The sequence below is a fragment of the Pseudomonas granadensis genome, from assembly GCF_900105485.1.
GTDB classification, from domain to species: domain Bacteria; phylum Pseudomonadota; class Gammaproteobacteria; order Pseudomonadales; family Pseudomonadaceae; genus Aquipseudomonas; species Aquipseudomonas granadensis.
Genome location: NZ_LT629778.1, coordinates 1,156,043 through 1,173,938, shown reverse-complemented (window position 1 = coordinate 1,173,938; position 17,896 = coordinate 1,156,043). Strand labels below are relative to the sequence as shown.

The following is a 17,896-nucleotide window of genomic DNA, read 5'->3' as shown; positions in this document are numbered from 1 at the left end:
CGCCCCTGTCACCCGGCAATAAAACTCACCCGCACCTTCAACCCCGCCTGCTCGCCATCATGCAGGCTGATCTGCGCCAGATGCGCGCGGCAGATCTCGCCGACAATCGCCAGCCCCAACCCGGATCCGGCCACTTGCTGATTGCGCCGGTAGAAGCGCTCGAATACCCGATCACGCTCCTCCAGCGGAATGCCCGGCCCGTCATCCTCCACCTCGAGCACTGCCGGCGCAGTCACCCGCAGGATCACGTTGCCACCGGGCGGGGTATGCGCCAGCGCGTTGTCGACCAGATTGCTCAGCAACTCGTTGAGCAACGTTGGCTCGCCGCGCAGCCACACCGGCTCGTCCGCTTCCAGCGCCAGCGCCACGCCGCGCTTGTGCGCCAACGGTGCCATGGCCATTCCCAGCTCGCGCGCCAATTGACTCAGATCGAGCAGTTGCGCGCCACCCTCGGCAATCGCCCGCGCACCATTTTCGACGCGAGCCAGCGATAGCAGTTGATTGGCCAGATGGGTCAGGCGATCGGTGCCTTGCGCGGAGGATTCCAGCGTATCGCGCCAGGTCTGTGGCTCGGTCGAGCGCAGTCCGAGTTCAAGCCGCGCCTTCAGCGCCGCCAATGGCGTGCGTAGTTCGTGGGCGGCATCGGCGATGAATTGCGCCTGGCGCTCGAACTGCGCGCGCAGGCGCTCGGTAAAGTGATTGAGGCCGCGCACCAAGGGGCCCAGTTCATCCTGAACCTCCACCAGCGGCAGCGGGCGCAGATCGTCGGGCTGACGCTCTTCGACTGCCGTGCGCAGGCGCTCCAGCGGGCGCAACGCTGCGCTGACCGCGAACCAGACCATCAGCAGCGCACCGATCGCCAGCATGCCCAGACGCAGCAAGGTATCAGCGGCCAGACTGCGCGCCATGCTGACTCGTGCCTCGTCGGTTTCGGCGACGCGGATTTCCGCCATGCCGTTCATGTTCGGCTCGGACACCGCTTTGAGCAGACTGACCACGCGCACGTTCTGGCCGTTGTAAGTGGCGTTGTAGAAACGCGCCAGTGCCGGATAACTGTCGGTGCGTGGCGTGCCGGGCGGTGGGCCGGGCAGATTTTCGTAGCCGGAAATCAGCTTCTGGTGGATGTCGTTGACCTGGTAATAAATGCGCCCGGCGCTGTCGTAGGCGAAAGTATCGAGGGCCACGTAAGGGACATCGGCACTCAGGCTGCCATCGCGTTGCGACAGGCCAGCGGCAATGGTCCGCGCCGAGGCCAGCAGCGTGCGGTCATAGGCGGTGTCGGCGGCTTCGCGGCCATTCCAGTAAGCGCTCAAACCACTGGCGAGCATCAGCACCACCAGCAACACTGCGAGGTTCCACAACAACCGCCAGCGCAGGCTGCTGGGCTTATGCATCGCGGCTTTCCAACAGATAACCGAGGCCGCGGAAGGTCACGATCGCCACCGGCTGGCCGTCGAGTTTCTTGCGCAGGCGATGCACGTAGATTTCGATGGCGTCGGGGCTGGCTTCTTCGTCGAGGCCGAACACTTGCGCAGCCAGCTGCTCCTTGCTCATCACCCGGCCAGGACGGGCAATCAGCGCTTCGAGCACGGCTTGCTCGCGAGAGGTCAGGGTCAACAGTTCTTCGCCAAGGGTGAAGCGCCGGGTGTCGAGGTCGTAGGCCAGCACGCCGCAGCGCTGCTGGCGCTCGCCGCCGAGCACACTGCGGCGCAACAGGGCTTTGACCCGCGCCTCAAGTTCGGTCAGTTCGAATGGCTTGGCGAGGTAATCGTCGGCACCCAGATTGAGACCATGAACGCGGTCTTTCACATCACTGCGCGCGGTCAGCATCAGCACCGGCACGTTTTTCCCACGGGCGCGCAACCGCGCCAACACCTCGAAACCGTCCATGCGCGGCAGGCCGACATCGAGGATCGCCACGGCATATTCCTCGCTGCCAAGCGCCAGGTCGGCGGCCACGCCATCGTGCAACACATCCACGGTCAGACCGGTGCTCTTGAGCGCCTGAGCGACGCTTTCAGCCAGTTGCAGATGGTCTTCGACGAGCAGAACACGCATGGATTTTTACCTCGTTCAGGGATGGCCGGCGCCACGCTTTGCCGCGGAGTTTACAGCCGCAACCGCTGCTGTGAAGCCCGAAAACCGTGAAAGCGAGCTGAAAGGTTAGCGAAAGGTTAGCGGATTACAGTCGGCCTCACGGACAGTTGCGACTGTCGTCGCTGAAGCCACACAGCGCCCGAAAAACGCCACGAAGCGTTTTCGACCCATAAGAACAATAACGGAGTACCCCAGCATGCTATCCATGCGCACCAAGGCTCTGACGCCTGCTCGCCCCTCCCGCTTCCAACATTCTCCCGCCGGTTTTTCACCGCAGGCCTGCGTTGTTGCCCTGTCTGCGCTCGCGCCGCGAGAAAACCGCGCCTGCCGCTAAGCTCTAGCCTGTCCTTTGGTCATTGGTCCATCCATAACAACAACTCCTCTGGAGACTCAAATGAACGTATCCCTGAGTAAAGTTGCTTTAGCCGCTGGCGCAATGTTGATAGCGGGCCAACTCATGGCCGAGCCGAAACGCCCGGAATGCATCGCCCCGGCCTCGCCGGGCGGTGGTTTCGACCTGACCTGCAAACTGGTGCAGAGTGCGCTGGTGAATGAAAAGCTGCTGAGCAAACCGATGCGCGTGACCTACATGCCCGGCGGTGTCGGCGCAGTGGCGTACAACGCCGTGGTGGCTCAGCGTCCGGCCGATGCCGGCACGCTGGTCGCCTGGTCGAGCGGTTCGTTGTTGAACCTGGCGCAGGGCAAGTTCGGGCGTTTCGACGAAACCAACGTGCGCTGGCTGGCGGCGGTCGGCACCAGCTACGGCGCCATCGCCGTGAAAAGCGATTCGCCCTACAAGACCCTTGACGATCTCGTTCAGGCATTGAAGAAAGATCCGGGCTCGGTGGTCATCGGTTCCGGCGGCACCGTCGGCAGCCAGGACTGGATGCAGACCGCACTGATCGCCAAAGCGGCCGGGATCAACCCGCGTGACCTGCGTTACGTCGCCCTCGAGGGTGGCGGCGAAATCGCTACCGCACTGCTCGGCGGCCACATTCAGGTCGGCAGTACCGACATCTCCGACTCCATGCCGCACATCCAGAGTGGCGACATGCGTCTGCTCGCGGTGTTCGCTGACAAGCGTCTCGACGAGCCGGAAATGAAGAACATCCCGACTGCTCGCGAGCAAGGCTACGACATCGTCTGGCCAGTGGTGCGCGGTTTCTACCTGGGGCCAAAAGTCAGCGATGAAGACTACGCCTGGTGGAAAGACGCCTTTGACAAACTGCTGGCCTCCGATGAGTTCGCCAAGCTGCGCGATCAGCGTGAACTGTTCCCGTTCGCCATGACCGGCGCGGAACTGGACACCTACGTGAAGAAGCAGGTCGCCGACTACAAAGTGCTGGCCAAAGAGTTCGGCCTGATTCAGTGATCGTCTCTGTCTAGTCGCTGTGTCTTCTACGCGGGGACGCAGCACAGGAGCTCCCATGCTTATTCAACGCATTTTCGCCTCGGTGTTGCTGCTGGTTTGCGCCGGTCTGGCACTGATGGCGTGGCCGTACCAAGCGGCTTTTTCCTACGAACCGGTGGGCCCGCGCGCCTTCCCGCTGTTGATGCTCGGCCTGATGGGCCTGGCGCTGCTGTACATGGTGTTCCGTCCGGCGCCGATCAAGCACAGTGAAGAGGAGCCACCGCTGGACCGTGAAACCCTGACCAAGATCGGTCTGTGCGTGGTGCTGTTGCTGGTATTCGCCGGCACCTTCGAACCCCTTGGTTTCATCGTTGCCAGCATCCTCACCGGCGTACCGATGGCCCGTCTCTACGGCGGTCGCTGGCTGCCGAGCGTGGTGATCATCAGCCTGATGGCGATCGGTCTTTACCTGCTGTTCGACCGTTTGATGGACGTTCCGCTGCCCCTCGGCCTGCTCAGCGTTCTGGAGAACTGATATGGATACTCTTGGCTATTTGGGTCAGGGTTTTGGCGTCGCGCTGAGCCCGTACAACCTGGTGACCGCACTGTGCGGTACGCTGATCGGCACCGTCGTCGGCCTGTTGCCGGGCCTGGGCCCGATCAACGGCGTGGCGTTGCTGATTCCGATCGCATTTGCTCTCGGCCTGCCACCGGAGTCGGCGCTGATTCTGCTCGCAGCGGTATACCTGGGTTGCGAATACGGCGGCCGGATCAGTTCGATTCTGTTGAACATTCCTGGCGAAGCCTCCACCGTGATGACCACCCTCGACGGCTACCCGATGGCCCGCAAAGGCCTGGCCGGTGTAGCGCTGTCGCTGTCGGCGTGGAGCTCGTTCATCGGCGCGTTCATCGCCACCTGCGGCATGGTGCTGTTCGCGCCGCTGCTGGCGAAATGGGCGATTGCCTTCGGCCCGGCGGAATATTTCGTATTGATGGTCTTCGCGATTGTCTGTCTCGGCGGCATGGCCGGCGACCGACCGCTGAAAACCTTTATCGCAGCGCTGATCGGCCTGTTCCTTTCCACTGTCGGCATCGACGCCAACAGCGGCGTGTACCGCTTCACCGGCGACAACATTCACCTGACCGACGGCATTCAGTTCGTCGTGCTGGTGCTGGGTCTGTTCTCGATCAGCGAAATCCTCCTGCTGCTGGAGAAAACCCACCACGGCCAGGAAGCGGTGAAAGCCACCGGGCGCATGATGTTCAACTTCAAGGAAGCGGCGTCAGTATTCACGGTCAACCTGCGCTGCGGCGTGCTCGGCTTCATCATGGGCGTTTTGCCCGGTGCCGGCGCGACCCTTGCCAGTGCCGTGGCCTACATGACCGAGAAGCGCATCGCTGGCACCAGCGGCAAATTCGGTGAAGGCGATGCCCGTGGCCTCGCGGCGCCAGAAACCGCCATCGGTGGCGCGGCATGCGGTGCATTGGTGCCGATGCTGACCCTCGGCGTTCCGGGCTCGGGCACCACCGCAGTGATGATCGGCGCGCTGTCGCTGTACAACATCACCCCGGGGCCGCTGCTGTTCCAACAGCAACCGGACATCGTCTGGGGCCTGATCGCGTCGTTGTTCATCGCCAACGTCATGCTGGTGATCCTCAACATCCCGATGATTCGTGTGTTCACCCGCATCCTCGCGGTGCCGAACTGGGCTCTGGTGCCGGTCATCGCGATCATTACCGGGATCGGCGTTTACGCAGTGCATGCGACCACCTTCGACCTGTTCCTGATGATCGGTATCGGTATCTTCGGCTACATCCTGCGCAAGCTGGACTTCCCGTTGTCGCCGCTGTTGCTCGGTTTCATCCTCGGCGGTCTGATGGAGCAGAACCTGCGTCGCGCCCTGTCGATTTCCAACGGTGCGCTGGAAATCCTCTGGTCGAGCCCGATCACCTTCGGCTGCTGGATCCTGACGGCGATCATGCTGCTGATGCCGCTGATCCGCATCTGGCGCAAACGTTCGGCGGCACGGCGCGTCATTGCCGATGTTTGATCGCTCTGCCCTGAAATCCTGGTGGGGAACCCCGCTGGTCGGTCTGCTTGGCGGTTACCTCGCCAGCCAGATCGGCTGGCCGTTGCCGTGGATGGTCGGCTCGTTACTGGCGATCATCCTCGTGCGCTGCCTGACCCCCTGGCAACTCACGGAAATCCCTGGCGGACGCAAGTGCGGCCAGTGGATCGTCGGCATCGGCATTGGCCTGCACTTCACCCCGCTGGTGATGGAGCAGGTGCTCAGTCATTTCGGTCTGATTTTCTTCGGTGCGCTGGTCACCAGCCTGTCGGCGGTGGTCGGCGTGTGGTTGATGCGGCGTACCGGCGAAGATCGCGCCACCGCATTCTTTTCCAGCATGCCCGGCGGCTCGGGCGAGATGGTCAACCTCGGCGCGCGCAACGGCGCTTTGCTCAGCCACGTCGCGGCGGGGCAGAGTCTGCGGGTGTTGGTGGTGGTGTTGTGTGTGCCGGCGGCGTTCAAATACCTGCTCGGTGACGGCACGCCGATTTCTCATGCGGGCAGCGTCGACTGGCGCTGGCTGGCGATTCTGTTTCCGGCGGGCGCCCTGCTCGCCTGGCTCTGGCAACGTTTGCGCCAACCCAATCCGTGGTTGTTCGGGCCGTTGCTGGTGAGTGCGGCGGTGAGCATCGCTTGGGATCTGCACATCGGTTTACCCAATGGCGGCAGCCAGATTGGCCAATGGCTGATCGGCAGTGGTTTGGGCTGTCATTTCAACCGGGAATTCTTCCGCCGTGCGCCGTCATTCATGGGGCGGACATTGATCGGCACGGCGCTGACCATGTTGATTGCTTCGCTGGCAGCCCTGGGACTGAGCGCGCTGACCCATCTGGATCTGCGCTCGCTGACCCTGGGCATGATGCCCGGCGGGATTGCCGAGATGAGCCTGACCGCGGAGACCCTGCAACTGTCGGTGCCGCTGGTGACGGCGATGCAGGTGATGCGGCTGTTGTTCGTGCTGTTTCTGGCGGAGCCGTTGTTCAAGTACTGGAATCGTCAGCCCGAGTCCTGACTAACTGATCGTTCCCACGCTCTGCGTGGGAATGCCTCAATGGACGCTCCGCGTCCGCTTTGGGACGCAGAGCGTTCCGGGCTGCATTCCCACGCGGAGCGTGGGAACGATCTCATGCGAGAGGCGGGAGCCGCCACTCGATCGGCGTCTCGCCATTCTGCTCGAGAAACTTGTTCGCCCGGCCAAAGTGCCCGCACCCGAGAAACCCGCGATAAGCCGACAACGGCGACGGATGCACCGAGGTCAGCACCAGATGCTTGGTGGCGTCGATGAGCTTCTGCTTGCTCTGCGCATGTGCGCCCCAGAGCATGAACACCAGGTGCGGCTGCCGCTCGCTGACCACTTCGATGATGCGGTCGGTGAAGAACTGCCAGCCCTTGTCCTTGTGCGCATTGGCGTTGGCGCGCTCGACGGTCATGGTGGTGTTGAGCATCAACACGCCCTGATCGGCCCAGCTCTGCAAATAGCCGTGGTTGGGAATGTCGATATTGAGGTCGCGCTTCAACTCTTTATAGATGTTGACCAGCGATGGCGGCGCCGGCACGCCCGGTTGCACCGAAAAGCACAAGCCATGGGCCTGACCGGGGCCGTGGTACGGGTCCTGGCCGAGGATTACCACTTTGACTTTATCCAGCGGCGTCGAATTCAGTGCGTTGAAAATCATCGGTCCCGGCGGATAGATCTCCTTGCCCGCCGCCCGCTCCTGCTGCAGAAACTGGCGCAACTCTGCCATGTACGGCTGGTCGAACTCAGCACGCAGTGCCTCCTTCCAGCTCGGTTCGAGTTTGATACGGTCATCAGCAGTCATGGTCATACCCGGCAAAAACAATGGGGCGAACCCTAGGAAAGCCGACCACGCTTGTCAATTGATCTGACGCAGATCCGGCACTTTCCCCCACAACGATCATACTGATCGTTCAATTTCTCGATCGAGGTCACGATGAATCTGCACTTCGAAGAACTCACCGGCACCGACGGCGCGCGTATTGGCATCGCCAGCCTGGATGCCGAAAAGTCGCTGAACGCACTGTCCCTGCCAATGATCAACGCCCTCGGCGACAAACTCAGCGCTTGGGCCAATGACCCGCAAATCGTCTGCGTGCTGTTGCGTGGCAACGGCGCCAAGGCGTTCTGTGCCGGCGGCGAAGTTCGCAGCCTGGTCGAAGCCTGCCGCGCCCATCCCGGCGAAGTACCACCGCTGGCGGCGCAGTTTTTCAGTGCTGAATATCGTCTCGACTACCAACTGCACACCTACCCGAAACCGCTGATTTGCTGGGGCCACGGTTACGTGCTCGGCGGTGGCATGGGCTTGTTGCAAGGTGCGAGCACGCGGATCGTCACGCCGACCAGCCGTCTGGCCATGCCGGAAATCACCATCGGTCTGTACCCGGATGTCGGCGCGAGTTGGTTTCTCGCCCGTTTGCCGGGCAAGCTCGGGCTGTTTCTCGGTTTGACCGGTGCGCACATCAATGGCCGTGACGCGCTCGATCTGGGCCTGGCTGACCGTTTTCTGCTCGACGAACAACAACCGGAATTGATCAAGGGCCTGTTGCAGCTCAATTGGCAGGAGCAGACCGGCATGCAACTGAACAGCCTGCTGAAGGCGCTGCAACAGGAAGCACTGGCGCAGATGCCCGAAGCCCAGTGGTTGCCGCGCCGCCAGCAGATCGACGAGTTGCTCGACGTCAGCGATGTCGCGTGTGCCTGGACCGCCATCAGCCTGCAACGCGATAGCAGCGATCCACTGATCGCCCGCGCAGCAAAGACCCTGAGCGAAGGCTCGCCGCTGACTGCGCATCTGGTCTGGCAGCAGATCATTCGCGCGCGGCATATGTCACTGGCCGAAGTTTTCCAGATGGAATACACCCTGAGCCTCAATTGCTGCCGGCATCCGGAATTCAGCGAAGGGGTGCGAGCGCGGTTGATCGATAAGGATCAGAAACCGCACTGGCACTGGCCGGATATTCATCATGTGCCGGAAGCGGTGGTCGACGCGCATTTTCACAAGGCTTGGGAGGGGCGGCATCCGTTGGCGGATTTGACCCAGTACTAGCTTTTGGAAAAATCGCAGGCAAAAAAAGCGGCGCTCGATGCGCCGCTTTTCATTTGCGGGTGATTACCAGCGATTGCCACGGCCGTTGTAATCACGGCGACCGCTGTGGCGATCGTAGTTGCCGCGACCGCGGTGGTCATTGTCCCAACCGCCGCGACGGTGGCCTTCCCAGCGTCCGCGATCATTGCCGTGCCAGCGGCGGCTTTCGTAATAACGCGGGGCCGGTTGGTAGTAGCGCGGCGCCTGGTAGTAACGCGGTTGCTGGTAATAACGTGGTGCGGGCTGATAGGAACGCGGCGCCGAATAATATGTGCTGCCGCCCCGGTAATACGTGCCACCTGTGTTGTAGTAGGCCGGCGCGGGTGATGTGTACACCTCGGAGTAATACGAGTCCGCGTAGGAGTACGGGACGCAACCGGCAACGGAAAACATCAACGCAGCAAGCAGAAGAATTCGTCTATACATGGCGGCCTCCTGGACCGCGGGTGGGCCACACCAGCGACGCTGGCAGGCATCAGTCGTTTATCGGTGACTGACGAAAAATCAGACAGCGATTTCGGCATCTGGTGCGTTCCCGCAACAAGTTGAAACAAGTGATCGATGAAAGGTTTAATTTTAAAAGGTCGCCGTTGGCTGATCCGAGCCGATCACAAACGTTGCCATCACCACAATGAGCTCCCTCTCCTTCCGGGAGAGGGCTGGGGTGAGGGGCTGCGATTTTTCCTGTCACTTCGCTGAGTCAGATCCCCCGCCCTTTCCGGCACAAATCCCGCAGTCTTTTCCTGGCCATCCCACTAAAATGCTTGCCATCGGGCCACTGCCAACGGATCTGCCATGCCGCTTCGTTCACCGCTGTACTCGCAACGCTCACTGGTGCTGACCCTGGTCGCGCTGCTCGGCGCCGGTTTCCTCGCCACGTCGTTGCTCAGCTACTTCGCTTCGCGGGCGTCGATTCGCGACAACATCGTCAACACCGAACTGCCACTGACCTCCGACACGGTCTATTCGGAAATCCAGAAGGATCTGGTCCGGCCGATCCTGATTTCTTCGATGATGTCCCGCGACACCTTCATGCGCGACTGGGTGGTCAACGGTGAGCAGAACCCGGAGCAGATGACCCGCTACCTCGACGAGGTCATGACCCATTACGGCGCCTATACGGCGTTTTTCGTCTCCGACAGCACGCACACTTATTACCACGCCAAGGGCGTGCTCAAGCAGGTCAAGGTCGACGAGCCGCGAGATGCCTGGTACTTCCGCGTGCGCGACATGAAAGACCCGTACGAGATCAACGTCGACCCGGATCTGGCCAACAAGGACAACCTGACGTTTTTCATCAACTACAAGGTTTACGACTACCACGATCGGTTCATCGGCGCGGCGGGTGTCGGGCTGACCGTCGACGCAGTGATCAAGCTGATCGACAAATATCAGCAGCGCTATCAACGCAGCGTGTACTTCGTTGACACCTTCGGGCGCCTGGTCCTCACCGGCGCCGAGGGCGGGCCGCAAGGTGCGCACATCGGCCAGAGCCTCGGCGAGCTGGACAGCATGAAGAGCCTGATCAGCCAGCTGCCAAAACCGCACAGCGGCAGTTATGAATATTCCACCCACGGGCAGGGGCATTTCCTCAACGTGCGGTTTATTCCAGAGCTGAACTGGTACCTGTTCGTAGATAAACGTGAAGACGGCGCCTTGAGCGAAATCCGCCAGTCGCTGTACCTCAATCTGCTGATCTGCCTGCTGGTGACGGTGATCGTGCTGGTGCTGCTCAACCGGGTGATCGAACGCTACCAGAACAAAATCCAGGCGTTGGCCACGCTCGACAGCCTCACCGGCCTGCCCAACCGCCGCGGCTTCGATATTCTCGCTGCGCAGGCGTTGCACGAAGCCCAGCGCGAGACCAGACCGCTGACTGCGCTGCTGCTCGATCTCGATCACTTCAAGGCGTTGAACGACACCCATGGTCACATGGCTGGCGATCAGGTGTTGCTCGGCTTCGCCCGCGATCTGCAAAGCTGTCTGCGCCACGCCGACATCGTCTGCCGCTGGGGCGGTGAGGAGTTTATCGTGTTGTTAAAGGACACCGACGGCGACACCGGTCAGAAAATTGCCGAGAAGATCCGCCAACACGCCGAGCAACACGAATATGCCTACAACGGCCACAGCCTGAATCTGACCGTGAGCATCGGCGCGACCACCGTGCAACGCGATGACACCTTGCACAGTCTGCTGTCGCGGGCCGATCATGCGATGTACCGGGCCAAGCACACCGGCCGCAACCGCACTTGCGTGGAAATGCCTCACTCGACTTATGCCTGACGATATTGCAAAACCCGACCATTGCCCGGCCTGCGGCGCCCGTAACGACTGCAGCCTGGCTGACCCGCGCACGGCCGACCGCGCATGCTGGTGCTACGGCGTGACGATCGACCCGGCGGTGCTCGAGGCATTGCCGCCAGCGCTGCGCAACCAGTCCTGCCTGTGTCCACGTTGCGCGCAGGTCGAGGCGCAACTGCAAGCAGGCCGGCGCCCGATCCCGTAAGATGCGCGGCCGTTTATCAGTTGAATACTGACCATGCGCGTCGACCGTTTCCTCAGTAACCTGCCCCGCTATAACCGTCAGCAGGTTCGCCTGTTGCTGGTGGAAAAGCGCGTGCGTGTTGACGGAAAAGTCGTTAGCGACCCGCACAGCGAGGTGCTGGAATTCAGCCGCATCGAAGTCGACGACGAAATCCTGCAACGCGGTAAACCGGCGCGCTACTTCATGCTGCACAAGCCACCGGGCTGCGTCAGCGCCACCCGCGACCCGCAACACCCGACCGTGCTCGACTTGCTCGACGAACCGGACAAGGCCGACTTGCACATCGCCGGGCGCCTGGACTTCAACACCACCGGGCTGATACTGATCACCAACGACGGCGCCTGGTCGCGGCGCCTGACCCAACCGCAAACCAAGCTGCCAAAAGTCTATTACGTCGAAACCGAGCAAGAGATTGACGCACGCTACGCGCCGACCTTTGCCGAGGGCATCTATTTCGCCTTTGAAAACCTGACCACGCAACCGGCACACCTGCAACTGCTCGGGCCGCATTCGGCGCGGCTGAGCATTGTCGAGGGCCGCTATCATCAGGTGAAGCGCATGTTTGGTTTTTTCAACAACAAGGTCCTGCGCCTGCACCGCGAATCGATGGGCGAACTGGCCCTGGACAGCGCGCTAAAACCGGGCGAGTACCGCGCTTTGCGCACCGAAGAGATTCATTTGTTCCAGGCCTGCGACCGCCCAGCCGAAGTTGTCGAACAATTTACCAACGGCACTTGCGCGATTCAGACTCCCCTGCTTGAATCAGGTCGTCGGCCGAAATGTGACCGATGAGTCACCCCATACTTCCAAGAAACTTTTTGTCGGTCGCAAGCCCGCGGGGCTGCACTGCAACCGGCAGACTGCCCGCCAATAACAATACCCGTCGACCTGCCTTACCGGATCGACATGGGCCCACACATTCCAGGCGTATGCCTACCTGTCACAAAGCTCGTGCAATCTTCGTTGCGCGCATACCCGCTTGCTTGCCAGGAGTCTTACGACATGAGGCCAGAAATCGCTGTGCTGGATATACAGGGTCAGTATCGGGTTTACACGGAGTTCTATCGCGCAGACGCCGCAGAAAAGACCATCATCCTGGTCAACGGCTCGATGGCCACGACTGCGTCGTTTGCCCAGACGGTGAAAAACCTGCACCCGCAATTCAACGTGGTCTGCTACGACCAGCCCTACGCCGGTCGCTCGAAAGCCCACAACCGCCATGAGAAACATCTGACCAAGGAAGTCGAAGGGCAGATCCTGCTGGAGCTGATCGACCACTTTGCCGCCGAACACGTGCTGTCGTTTTCATGGGGCGGTGCCGCCACGCTGGTCGCCCTCGCCCAGCAGCCACGACGCATCGAAAGGGCCGTGATCAGCTCGTTCTCGCCGGTGATCAACGCACACATGCTCGATTACCTTGAGCGCGGCGTCGATTACCTCGGCAATCTGGATCGCGACCGCGTCGGCCATCTGGTCAACAACACCATCGGCAAACATTTGCCGTCGCTGTTCAAGCGCTTCAATTATCGCCACGTCAGCAGCCTGGCCGAGCATGAATACGGGCAGATGCATTTCCACATCAACGATGTGCTGCACAGCGACCGCCAGTGCTACTTGAACGCAGCGAAGAAGATCACCGTCCCGGTGCTGTTTCTGAACGGCGAATGGGACGAATACACCGCCGCCGAAGACGCACGCCTGTTCGGCAACCATGTGGCGCAGAGCACGTTCACCACCTTGCAAGCCACCGGGCATTTTCTCGACATGGAACACAAAGCCGCGTGCCGCGACAGCCAGAACGCCTTGCTCGGCTTTCTGAAACCGGCGCAGCAGACCAGCCGAACGCGTTACTCGTATGTGCAGGGCCAACATGCATTGGCTATTTGAAAGGACGTCAGCGCGGGCAAGGCTGCAGGCGGGAGGCGTTCGTCTGACCTTTGCAGCCCTTGCTCGCGACTGACCGGTTTCTACGTAAAAAGCCGCTGAAAAGAAAAGAAAACTTCAAATCCGTGGCCGAGTCTGGTACAAAGTCAGCCGCTCTGAGCGGGTATAGTTTAGTGGTAGAACGAAAGCTTCCCAAGCTTTAGATGAGGGTTCGATTCCCTCTACCCGCTCCAACCGAATCTTGTCTCACGTCATGCTTTTTGACGGGGGACGCAGGAATGAAAAAACCGGCCTACAGGGGCCGGTTTTTTTGTGTCCGGGATTTGGTGAAGACACTTTCAAGAATCCCCCTCAATCTCGGCGAAACATCCTGCTTCATATAAATCCATTATTCTGTGTTTTATACCGTTTATTACCGGATAAAATCCGTTAAAAGGGATTTACGCTACACTTCAGAAATCAGACGTCATCGAGAGACCTCGCCATGCTGGAGCTTAATCTCAGCACGCCCGCCGAAATCGTCAAACGCCTATGCGGTCGGCTTCGTATAGAACGGCTCGCTCTGGAAATGACCCAGGCTGATGTGGCCGCACGGGCCGGTATCGGAATCAACACCGTGTCCAATCTGGAGTCTGGACGCAACGTCGGGTTCGAGAATCTGGTGCGCGTTGCGATGGTGCTTGGCCGAGGAAAAGAACTCGAAGACTTGTTCCAGCCCAAGATCGAAACCCTGGACGATATCCTGCGTTACGAAAACAGCGCCAAGCGTCAGCGCATCAAAAGGAAACCTGACAATGCTTGAGAAAGTGGACGTTTATTACGAGGGTTGGGGTGAGCGCTGGCTTTGGGGCTCGCTTGTTTCTACTACAGCCTTGAACGGGCGCCCGCTGATCGTGTTTGAGTACAGCGATGAGGCGAAGACAAAAGGCCTGGAACTGTCCTCGCTTCGCCTGCCGTTAGCGGGTGGGAAGCTGAGGCGAGATTTTCCATCGCATCAAATGGGTCTCCCCGGCCCGGTCTATGACGCGTTGCCGGATGGTTGGGGCATGCTTCTGATGGATCGCTTGTTCAAGCGTCGCGGCCTCAATGCCGCACGCATCGGCCCCCTGGAGCGTTTGGCCTATGTCGGCGCGAACGCGATGGGCGCCATGTCGTTCGAGCCTGTCGCTCCTGAGTTAATGGTACCGGCCACCCATGACTCGATTGAGCTGCTGGCGGCTGAAGTACGCGAAGTGCTCGACGGCGACGGTGCCCAGTTGCTGCAGAAATTATTGTTGGTGGGTGGCTCGCCGCAAGGTGCCAGACCCAAGGCGTTGATCTATCGCGATCGCGAAACCGGGACATTTACCACGGCGGCTGTTTCTGGATTCGAAGCCTGGCTGGTGAAATTCCCCGGTCAGGGCGAGCATCCCGAAGTCTGCGCAGTCGAAATGGCCTATTCAGAATGCCTGCGTTTGTGTGGCATCGAGACGCCTGACAGCCAGCACTTCCGCCTGCCTGATGGAATGGCCGCTTTCGCCAGCAGACGCTTCGACCGACAAGACGGTCTGCGCATCCCCATGCAGAGCTTGGCAGCCTTGACGGGAGCCGACTTTCGTTCCCCTGGCGCATTGGATTACGTGAATTTTCTCCGCGCTACCCATTACTGCACTAATGACGTGCGCGAGAAAGCGCTGGCCTTCGAACGAGCGGTATTCAACGTCGCGTTCAACAACCGGGATGATCATCCGAAGAATTTTGCCTATCTCATGGCGTCTTCCGGCGAGTGGAAGTTGTCACCTGCCTTCGACGTGACCTTTTGCGAAGGGCCCGGCGGTTATCACCAAATGGATGTCATGGGTGAAGCTTTGGAAATTGGCCGCAAAGAGATCCTGAGGCTTTCGCAGGAAGCGGAAATATCAATCGATAAAGCGGAGGATGCGATAGATCGAATATGCGCCGTTGCCAGCCGGTTTTCGGCAATCGCTGCCGAGCTGCTTCCTAACGAGATAACCCCGGAGACTTTGCAAGTCATCCAGGGCAGGATCGATACCAACATCGCCCTCCTTCGTTGAACCGGCCGATTCCTCCGGCCAGCAAACTGAGCCTGCATGCAGGACATAAAAACGAGCCTGCTGAGGGGGTGTTTCAGCGGGTCGCAACAATGAACAAGCGTGGAAACGGCAACAGCACCGAGCCGTCGGCCAATGCTGGATAAGCCTCTTCAACCGCTGCCAGATATTGCTGCAGATACTGCGCCCGTTCCTCTTCGGTCAACGGGCTCAGAAACGGAATCAACCCGCTCCCCTTGAACCACTCCACGACGCCGGCCGCCCCGCCAGACAACTGATGGTGATAAGTCGTACGCCACACATCGACCCGCGCACAGTACGGACGCAGCATTGAAAAGTACTGGCTGGCGCTGGCCATGTCGGTACGTTGCTCTGCCGCGCCAGTGAGCCTGCTCGCCCACGGGCCATTGGTGGCGACTTCGCGCATCAGTCGATGTGAGGGTTCGTTGAGGTTGTCGGGCATCTGGATCGCCATACTGCCACCCGCTGACAGCTTGCTTGCCAGCGCAGGCAGCAACGTCGCGTGATCCGGTACCCATTGCAGCACGGCGTTGGCGAAGATCACATCGAACGGACCTGCCTCCGCCCATTGATCAATCTCGGCCACCTCGAACTGCAACTGCGGCAAGCGCTGGCGTGCCGCATCGATCATGTCCGCCGAGCTATCGAGCCCACTGACCTTGGCTGCAGGAAACCGCTGCACCAGCAACTCCGTGGAGTTACCGGGACCGCAACCGATATCGACCACGGTTCGCGCATCAGCCGTGGGAATCGCCGCCAGCAGATCACGGGCCGGGCGGGTGCGTTCATCTTCGAAAGCGACGTATTGCTTGGCAGACCAGCTCATTGCGTTCTCCTGGCGGTGTGTTCAAATTGCTTTTCACGATACAGGCAGCGTGAAATGCAATTCCAGTGCGAACGTTGCAAGAGATGTCCGACTAAACGACAAGCCGCAGAGCGACTCTCCATCAATCGTAATAGCCGACAGTTTTTTTCAGGTGATCAGAGAACTCATAGATGTCATCCACCGAATTGATCGCATGACGCGTTTCGTTTTTTTCTTCATCGAATATGCCGAGATACTTTTGGGACCGATTGAAATGCAAACGGCAGATCGGTTTGCGATTGTTGTCATCCAGCAAAATACCGAAATAGCTCTGCGTATCGCGCTGAACAATGCGCTTGGCATCAACGACTGATCGGACCAGCGCTCGAACGATGTGGTAACCCTCCAATTCTTCCAAGGTTGTCAGAACTTTGTCATCCGACTCATCGCGCGGATCTACCGGATCAGTTCCGACAGGAACCGAAGGCAAGGACGCCAGCGCGGGCTGAATAGCGCCGCTCATGGCCGATTTGAGCCGATCATTGATCTGGTCATTCAAGAATTGCACGACAGCTTTTCTGGTCAATTCGTGAAACTGATCTCGCACTTTCTGCGTGATCACGCCGTCATAAACCCGGGAAGCGAATACCTTTACAAAGTCATCATCTGGCTTGCTGACCTGCGCGGCGAGAACCTTTTTGATTTGGCTGACATATTTCAACTCACCCGCTGCATTGATGATGGAATCAACGTCAAAGGCCGACTTGGTCAGTTTCACCAACTCGGGGACTGAATATTCATCAATGTCCAACAGATCCAATTCAAGGAACGGTTTCTCATCCATTTTGTTCGGCGCATCCAGATCGGTGAAGAATTTATAGACCTGGCCGTTGGTGAGGATGGAGATTCGAGCACTGGTGACATGGAAATAGCGGAACAACTGTGAGGCATGATTGATATGCAACGACTCACCGATTTTTTTGCACTCAATCAGAATCTGCACCTCACCCTCTTTCATGATCGCGTAGTCGATCTTTTCGCCCTTCTTGGTGCCGATATCGCAGACGAATTCGGGCGTCACTTCGGTCGGATCAAAAACGTCGTAACCCAGAACCGTACTGATAAAGGGCATGACGAACGCATTTTTCGTCGCCTCTTCCGTCTGGATAGCTGCGCTCTGCAAGCGGACTTTGGCGGCTAGGCTGGCTAACTTTTCGAAGAATTCCATGAGTGGCCTCTTGCGGGTTTCGATCCGTGGAACAAGCTGATGGCAGTTTGACTGCCATTTGATACTAGACCCAAACCTCCACAATGAAAGGCCAGCTAATAAACGAACTGAATTGGCGAGTCCTGACGAGGCATCAAGTGCATGGGAGAAGTTGTAAACAGAATTTTCAGCGCAACGCCGGTGTCTGAATTTCAAGCTCCCAACAAAAGGACTTCCATCATGAAATTTGCAAAAATCGCCCAAAAACTGGCCCTGTGGGCCGGTAGCCCGAAGACCTTTATGGGCGCATTGATTCTGATCGGGTTATGGGGTTTGAGCGGACCGATTTTTGGTTACAACGATACCTGGCAACTGATCATCAACACCTCGACCACGATCATCACGTTCCTGATGGTTTTCCTGATCCAGAACACGCAAAACCGTGACACCGACATCCTGCACCTAAAGCTCGATGAGCTGCTGCGGGTCAACAAGGAAGCGCAGAACGCAATGCTCGGGCTGGAAGCGCTGGACCTCAAGCAACTGGAGGAATTGCGCAAGCACTATCGCTCGCTGGGGGAGAACCAAGTGTTCGAGCTTGAGGGGCTCGGTGACAAGAGCAAGCCAAAGCAGGATTTGAATGAGTGCTGAGCAATCTGCATATAACCCCTTCCACACGGGACGCGTCGCAGGCGTAAAAAAACCTTCGGCAGTGCCTGCATCAAGCAGGCGCTGCGAAGGTTTGGGGATGCTGGGATCAGC

The 17,896-nt window shown here is 59.4% G+C and carries 17 protein-coding genes, 1 tRNA gene and 1 pseudogene; 13 read left to right on the top strand and 6 right to left on the bottom strand.

Annotation, left to right across the window (positions count from 1 at the left end):
* Positions 1-8: 8 nt before the first annotated feature.
* Positions 9-1,394 carry a sensor histidine kinase gene (locus BLU52_RS05145; protein WP_090282196.1) on the bottom strand — a complete coding sequence of 462 codons (1,386 nt, stop codon included), beginning with the start codon at positions 1,392-1,394 and terminating at the stop codon, positions 9-11.
* A complete protein-coding gene (locus BLU52_RS05140) occupies positions 1,387-2,058 on the bottom strand; it encodes a response regulator (protein WP_090282195.1) in 672 nt (223 codons plus the stop codon). Before BLU52_RS05140 ends, BLU52_RS05145 begins: the two co-directional genes overlap by 8 nt.
* A 433-nt stretch (positions 2,059-2,491) precedes the next feature.
* Here BLU52_RS05140 and BLU52_RS05135 point away from each other — a divergent pair, with 433 nt between their 5' ends.
* The 4 genes from BLU52_RS05135 to BLU52_RS05120 are packed head-to-tail and all read left to right on the top strand — an operon-like array spanning position 2,492 to position 6,529.
* Positions 2,492-3,469 (top strand): Bug family tripartite tricarboxylate transporter substrate binding protein, encoded by a 978-nt coding sequence (locus tag BLU52_RS05135; RefSeq protein ID WP_090282194.1) that lies wholly within the window; start codon positions 2,492-2,494, stop codon positions 3,467-3,469.
* Between the two features lie 55 nt (positions 3,470-3,524).
* A complete protein-coding gene (locus BLU52_RS05130; protein WP_090282193.1) occupies positions 3,525-3,983 on the top strand; it encodes a tripartite tricarboxylate transporter TctB family protein in 459 nt (152 codons plus the stop codon).
* A 1-nt stretch (position 3,984) separates the two neighbouring features.
* Positions 3,985-5,499: a tripartite tricarboxylate transporter permease gene (locus BLU52_RS05125; protein ID WP_090282192.1), complete on the top strand. Its 1,515-nt coding sequence runs from the start codon at positions 3,985-3,987 to the stop codon at positions 5,497-5,499.
* Positions 5,492-6,529 carry an AbrB family transcriptional regulator gene (locus tag BLU52_RS05120; protein WP_090282191.1) on the top strand — a complete coding sequence of 346 codons (1,038 nt, stop codon included), beginning with the start codon at positions 5,492-5,494 and terminating at the stop codon, positions 6,527-6,529. Before BLU52_RS05125 ends, BLU52_RS05120 begins: the two co-directional genes overlap by 8 nt.
* Positions 6,530-6,641: 112 nt before the next feature.
* Here the strand turns inward: BLU52_RS05120 and ung are convergent, their stop codons facing one another.
* Complete coding sequence (gene ung, locus BLU52_RS05115; protein WP_090288441.1) at positions 6,642-7,337, bottom strand: uracil-DNA glycosylase; 696 nt, start codon at positions 7,335-7,337, stop codon at positions 6,642-6,644.
* Positions 7,338-7,469: 132 nt separating this feature from the next.
* Between ung and BLU52_RS05110 the strand changes: the two genes are divergently transcribed.
* A complete protein-coding gene (locus BLU52_RS05110) occupies positions 7,470-8,582 on the top strand; it encodes an enoyl-CoA hydratase/isomerase family protein (RefSeq protein WP_090282190.1) in 1,113 nt (370 codons plus the stop codon).
* A 63-nt stretch (positions 8,583-8,645) separates the two neighbouring features.
* On the opposite strand, the gene BLU52_RS05105 is transcribed toward BLU52_RS05110, so the two are convergent.
* A complete protein-coding gene (locus BLU52_RS05105) occupies positions 8,646-9,047 on the bottom strand; it encodes a hypothetical protein (RefSeq protein WP_090282189.1) in 402 nt (133 codons plus the stop codon).
* Between the two features lie 369 nt (positions 9,048-9,416).
* Between BLU52_RS05105 and BLU52_RS05100 the strand changes: the two genes are divergently transcribed.
* The 7 genes and pseudogenes from BLU52_RS05100 to BLU52_RS05070 all read left to right on the top strand — a co-directional run bounded on the left by BLU52_RS05100 (position 9,417) and on the right by BLU52_RS05070 (position 15,104).
* Entirely contained in the window at positions 9,417-10,904 is a 1,488-nt protein-coding gene (locus tag BLU52_RS05100) for a sensor domain-containing diguanylate cyclase (protein ID WP_090282188.1), read from the top strand.
* A gap of 4 nt (positions 10,905-10,908) precedes the next feature.
* A complete protein-coding gene (locus tag BLU52_RS05095; RefSeq protein WP_331716673.1) occupies positions 10,909-11,127 on the top strand; it encodes a cysteine-rich CWC family protein in 219 nt (72 codons plus the stop codon).
* A gap of 33 nt (positions 11,128-11,160) precedes the next feature.
* A pseudogene (locus BLU52_RS05090) lies at positions 11,161-11,847 on the top strand (pseudouridine synthase); the annotation flags it as partial.
* Between the two features lie 321 nt (positions 11,848-12,168).
* Positions 12,169-13,053 (top strand): alpha/beta fold hydrolase, encoded by an 885-nt coding sequence (locus tag BLU52_RS05085; RefSeq protein WP_090282186.1) that lies wholly within the window; start codon positions 12,169-12,171, stop codon positions 13,051-13,053.
* Positions 13,054-13,209: 156 nt separating this feature from the next.
* A tRNA-Gly gene (locus BLU52_RS05080) sits at positions 13,210-13,283 on the top strand.
* Between the two features lie 251 nt (positions 13,284-13,534).
* Positions 13,535-13,852 carry a helix-turn-helix transcriptional regulator gene (locus BLU52_RS05075; RefSeq protein ID WP_090282185.1) on the top strand — a complete coding sequence of 106 codons (318 nt, stop codon included), beginning with the start codon at positions 13,535-13,537 and terminating at the stop codon, positions 13,850-13,852.
* Positions 13,845-15,104, top strand: coding sequence for a type II toxin-antitoxin system HipA family toxin (locus tag BLU52_RS05070; RefSeq protein ID WP_090282184.1), 1,260 nt, complete (start codon positions 13,845-13,847; stop codon positions 15,102-15,104). The genes BLU52_RS05075 and BLU52_RS05070 overlap by 8 nt, the downstream gene beginning before the upstream one ends.
* A gap of 73 nt (positions 15,105-15,177) precedes the next feature.
* On the opposite strand, the gene tam is transcribed toward BLU52_RS05070, so the two are convergent.
* Positions 15,178-15,948: a trans-aconitate 2-methyltransferase gene (tam, locus tag BLU52_RS05065; protein ID WP_090282183.1), complete on the bottom strand. Its 771-nt coding sequence runs from the start codon at positions 15,946-15,948 to the stop codon at positions 15,178-15,180.
* 121 nt (positions 15,949-16,069) lie between these two features.
* The gene (locus tag BLU52_RS05060) at positions 16,070-17,155 is read right to left on the bottom strand and encodes a type I restriction endonuclease (RefSeq protein WP_090282182.1); all 1,086 of its coding nucleotides are present in this window, start codon (positions 17,153-17,155) and stop codon (positions 16,070-16,072) included.
* Positions 17,156-17,374: 219 nt separating this feature from the next.
* Between BLU52_RS05060 and BLU52_RS05055 the strand changes: the two genes are divergently transcribed.
* Entirely contained in the window at positions 17,375-17,785 is a 411-nt protein-coding gene (locus tag BLU52_RS05055; protein ID WP_090282181.1) for a low affinity iron permease family protein, read from the top strand.
* The last annotated feature ends 111 nt before the right edge of the window (positions 17,786-17,896 follow it).

Excerpts from the sequence above, each read along its gene's own strand:
- BLU52_RS05145 (WP_090282196.1), bottom strand. The coding sequence starts at position 1,394 with ATGCATAAGCCCAGCAGCCTGCGCTGGCGGTTGTTGTGGAACCTCGCA.
- BLU52_RS05140 (WP_090282195.1), bottom strand. The coding sequence starts at position 2,058 with ATGCGTGTTCTGCTCGTCGAAGACCATCTGCAACTGGCTGAAAGCGTC.
- BLU52_RS05135 (WP_090282194.1), top strand. The coding sequence starts at position 2,492 with ATGAACGTATCCCTGAGTAAAGTTGCTTTAGCCGCTGGCGCAATGTTG.
- BLU52_RS05130 (WP_090282193.1), top strand. The coding sequence starts at position 3,525 with ATGCTTATTCAACGCATTTTCGCCTCGGTGTTGCTGCTGGTTTGCGCC.
- BLU52_RS05125 (WP_090282192.1), top strand. The coding sequence starts at position 3,985 with ATGGATACTCTTGGCTATTTGGGTCAGGGTTTTGGCGTCGCGCTGAGC.
- BLU52_RS05120 (WP_090282191.1), top strand. The coding sequence starts at position 5,492 with ATGTTTGATCGCTCTGCCCTGAAATCCTGGTGGGGAACCCCGCTGGTC.
- ung (WP_090288441.1), bottom strand. The coding sequence starts at position 7,337 with ATGACTGCTGATGACCGTATCAAACTCGAACCGAGCTGGAAGGAGGCA.
- BLU52_RS05110 (WP_090282190.1), top strand. The coding sequence starts at position 7,470 with ATGAATCTGCACTTCGAAGAACTCACCGGCACCGACGGCGCGCGTATT.
- BLU52_RS05105 (WP_090282189.1), bottom strand. The coding sequence starts at position 9,047 with ATGTATAGACGAATTCTTCTGCTTGCTGCGTTGATGTTTTCCGTTGCC.
- BLU52_RS05100 (WP_090282188.1), top strand. The coding sequence starts at position 9,417 with ATGCCGCTTCGTTCACCGCTGTACTCGCAACGCTCACTGGTGCTGACC.
- BLU52_RS05085 (WP_090282186.1), top strand. The coding sequence starts at position 12,169 with ATGAGGCCAGAAATCGCTGTGCTGGATATACAGGGTCAGTATCGGGTT.
- BLU52_RS05075 (WP_090282185.1), top strand. The coding sequence starts at position 13,535 with ATGCTGGAGCTTAATCTCAGCACGCCCGCCGAAATCGTCAAACGCCTA.
- BLU52_RS05070 (WP_090282184.1), top strand. The coding sequence starts at position 13,845 with ATGCTTGAGAAAGTGGACGTTTATTACGAGGGTTGGGGTGAGCGCTGG.
- tam (WP_090282183.1), bottom strand. The coding sequence starts at position 15,948 with ATGAGCTGGTCTGCCAAGCAATACGTCGCTTTCGAAGATGAACGCACC.
- BLU52_RS05060 (WP_090282182.1), bottom strand. The coding sequence starts at position 17,155 with ATGGAATTCTTCGAAAAGTTAGCCAGCCTAGCCGCCAAAGTCCGCTTG.
- BLU52_RS05055 (WP_090282181.1), top strand. The coding sequence starts at position 17,375 with ATGAAATTTGCAAAAATCGCCCAAAAACTGGCCCTGTGGGCCGGTAGC.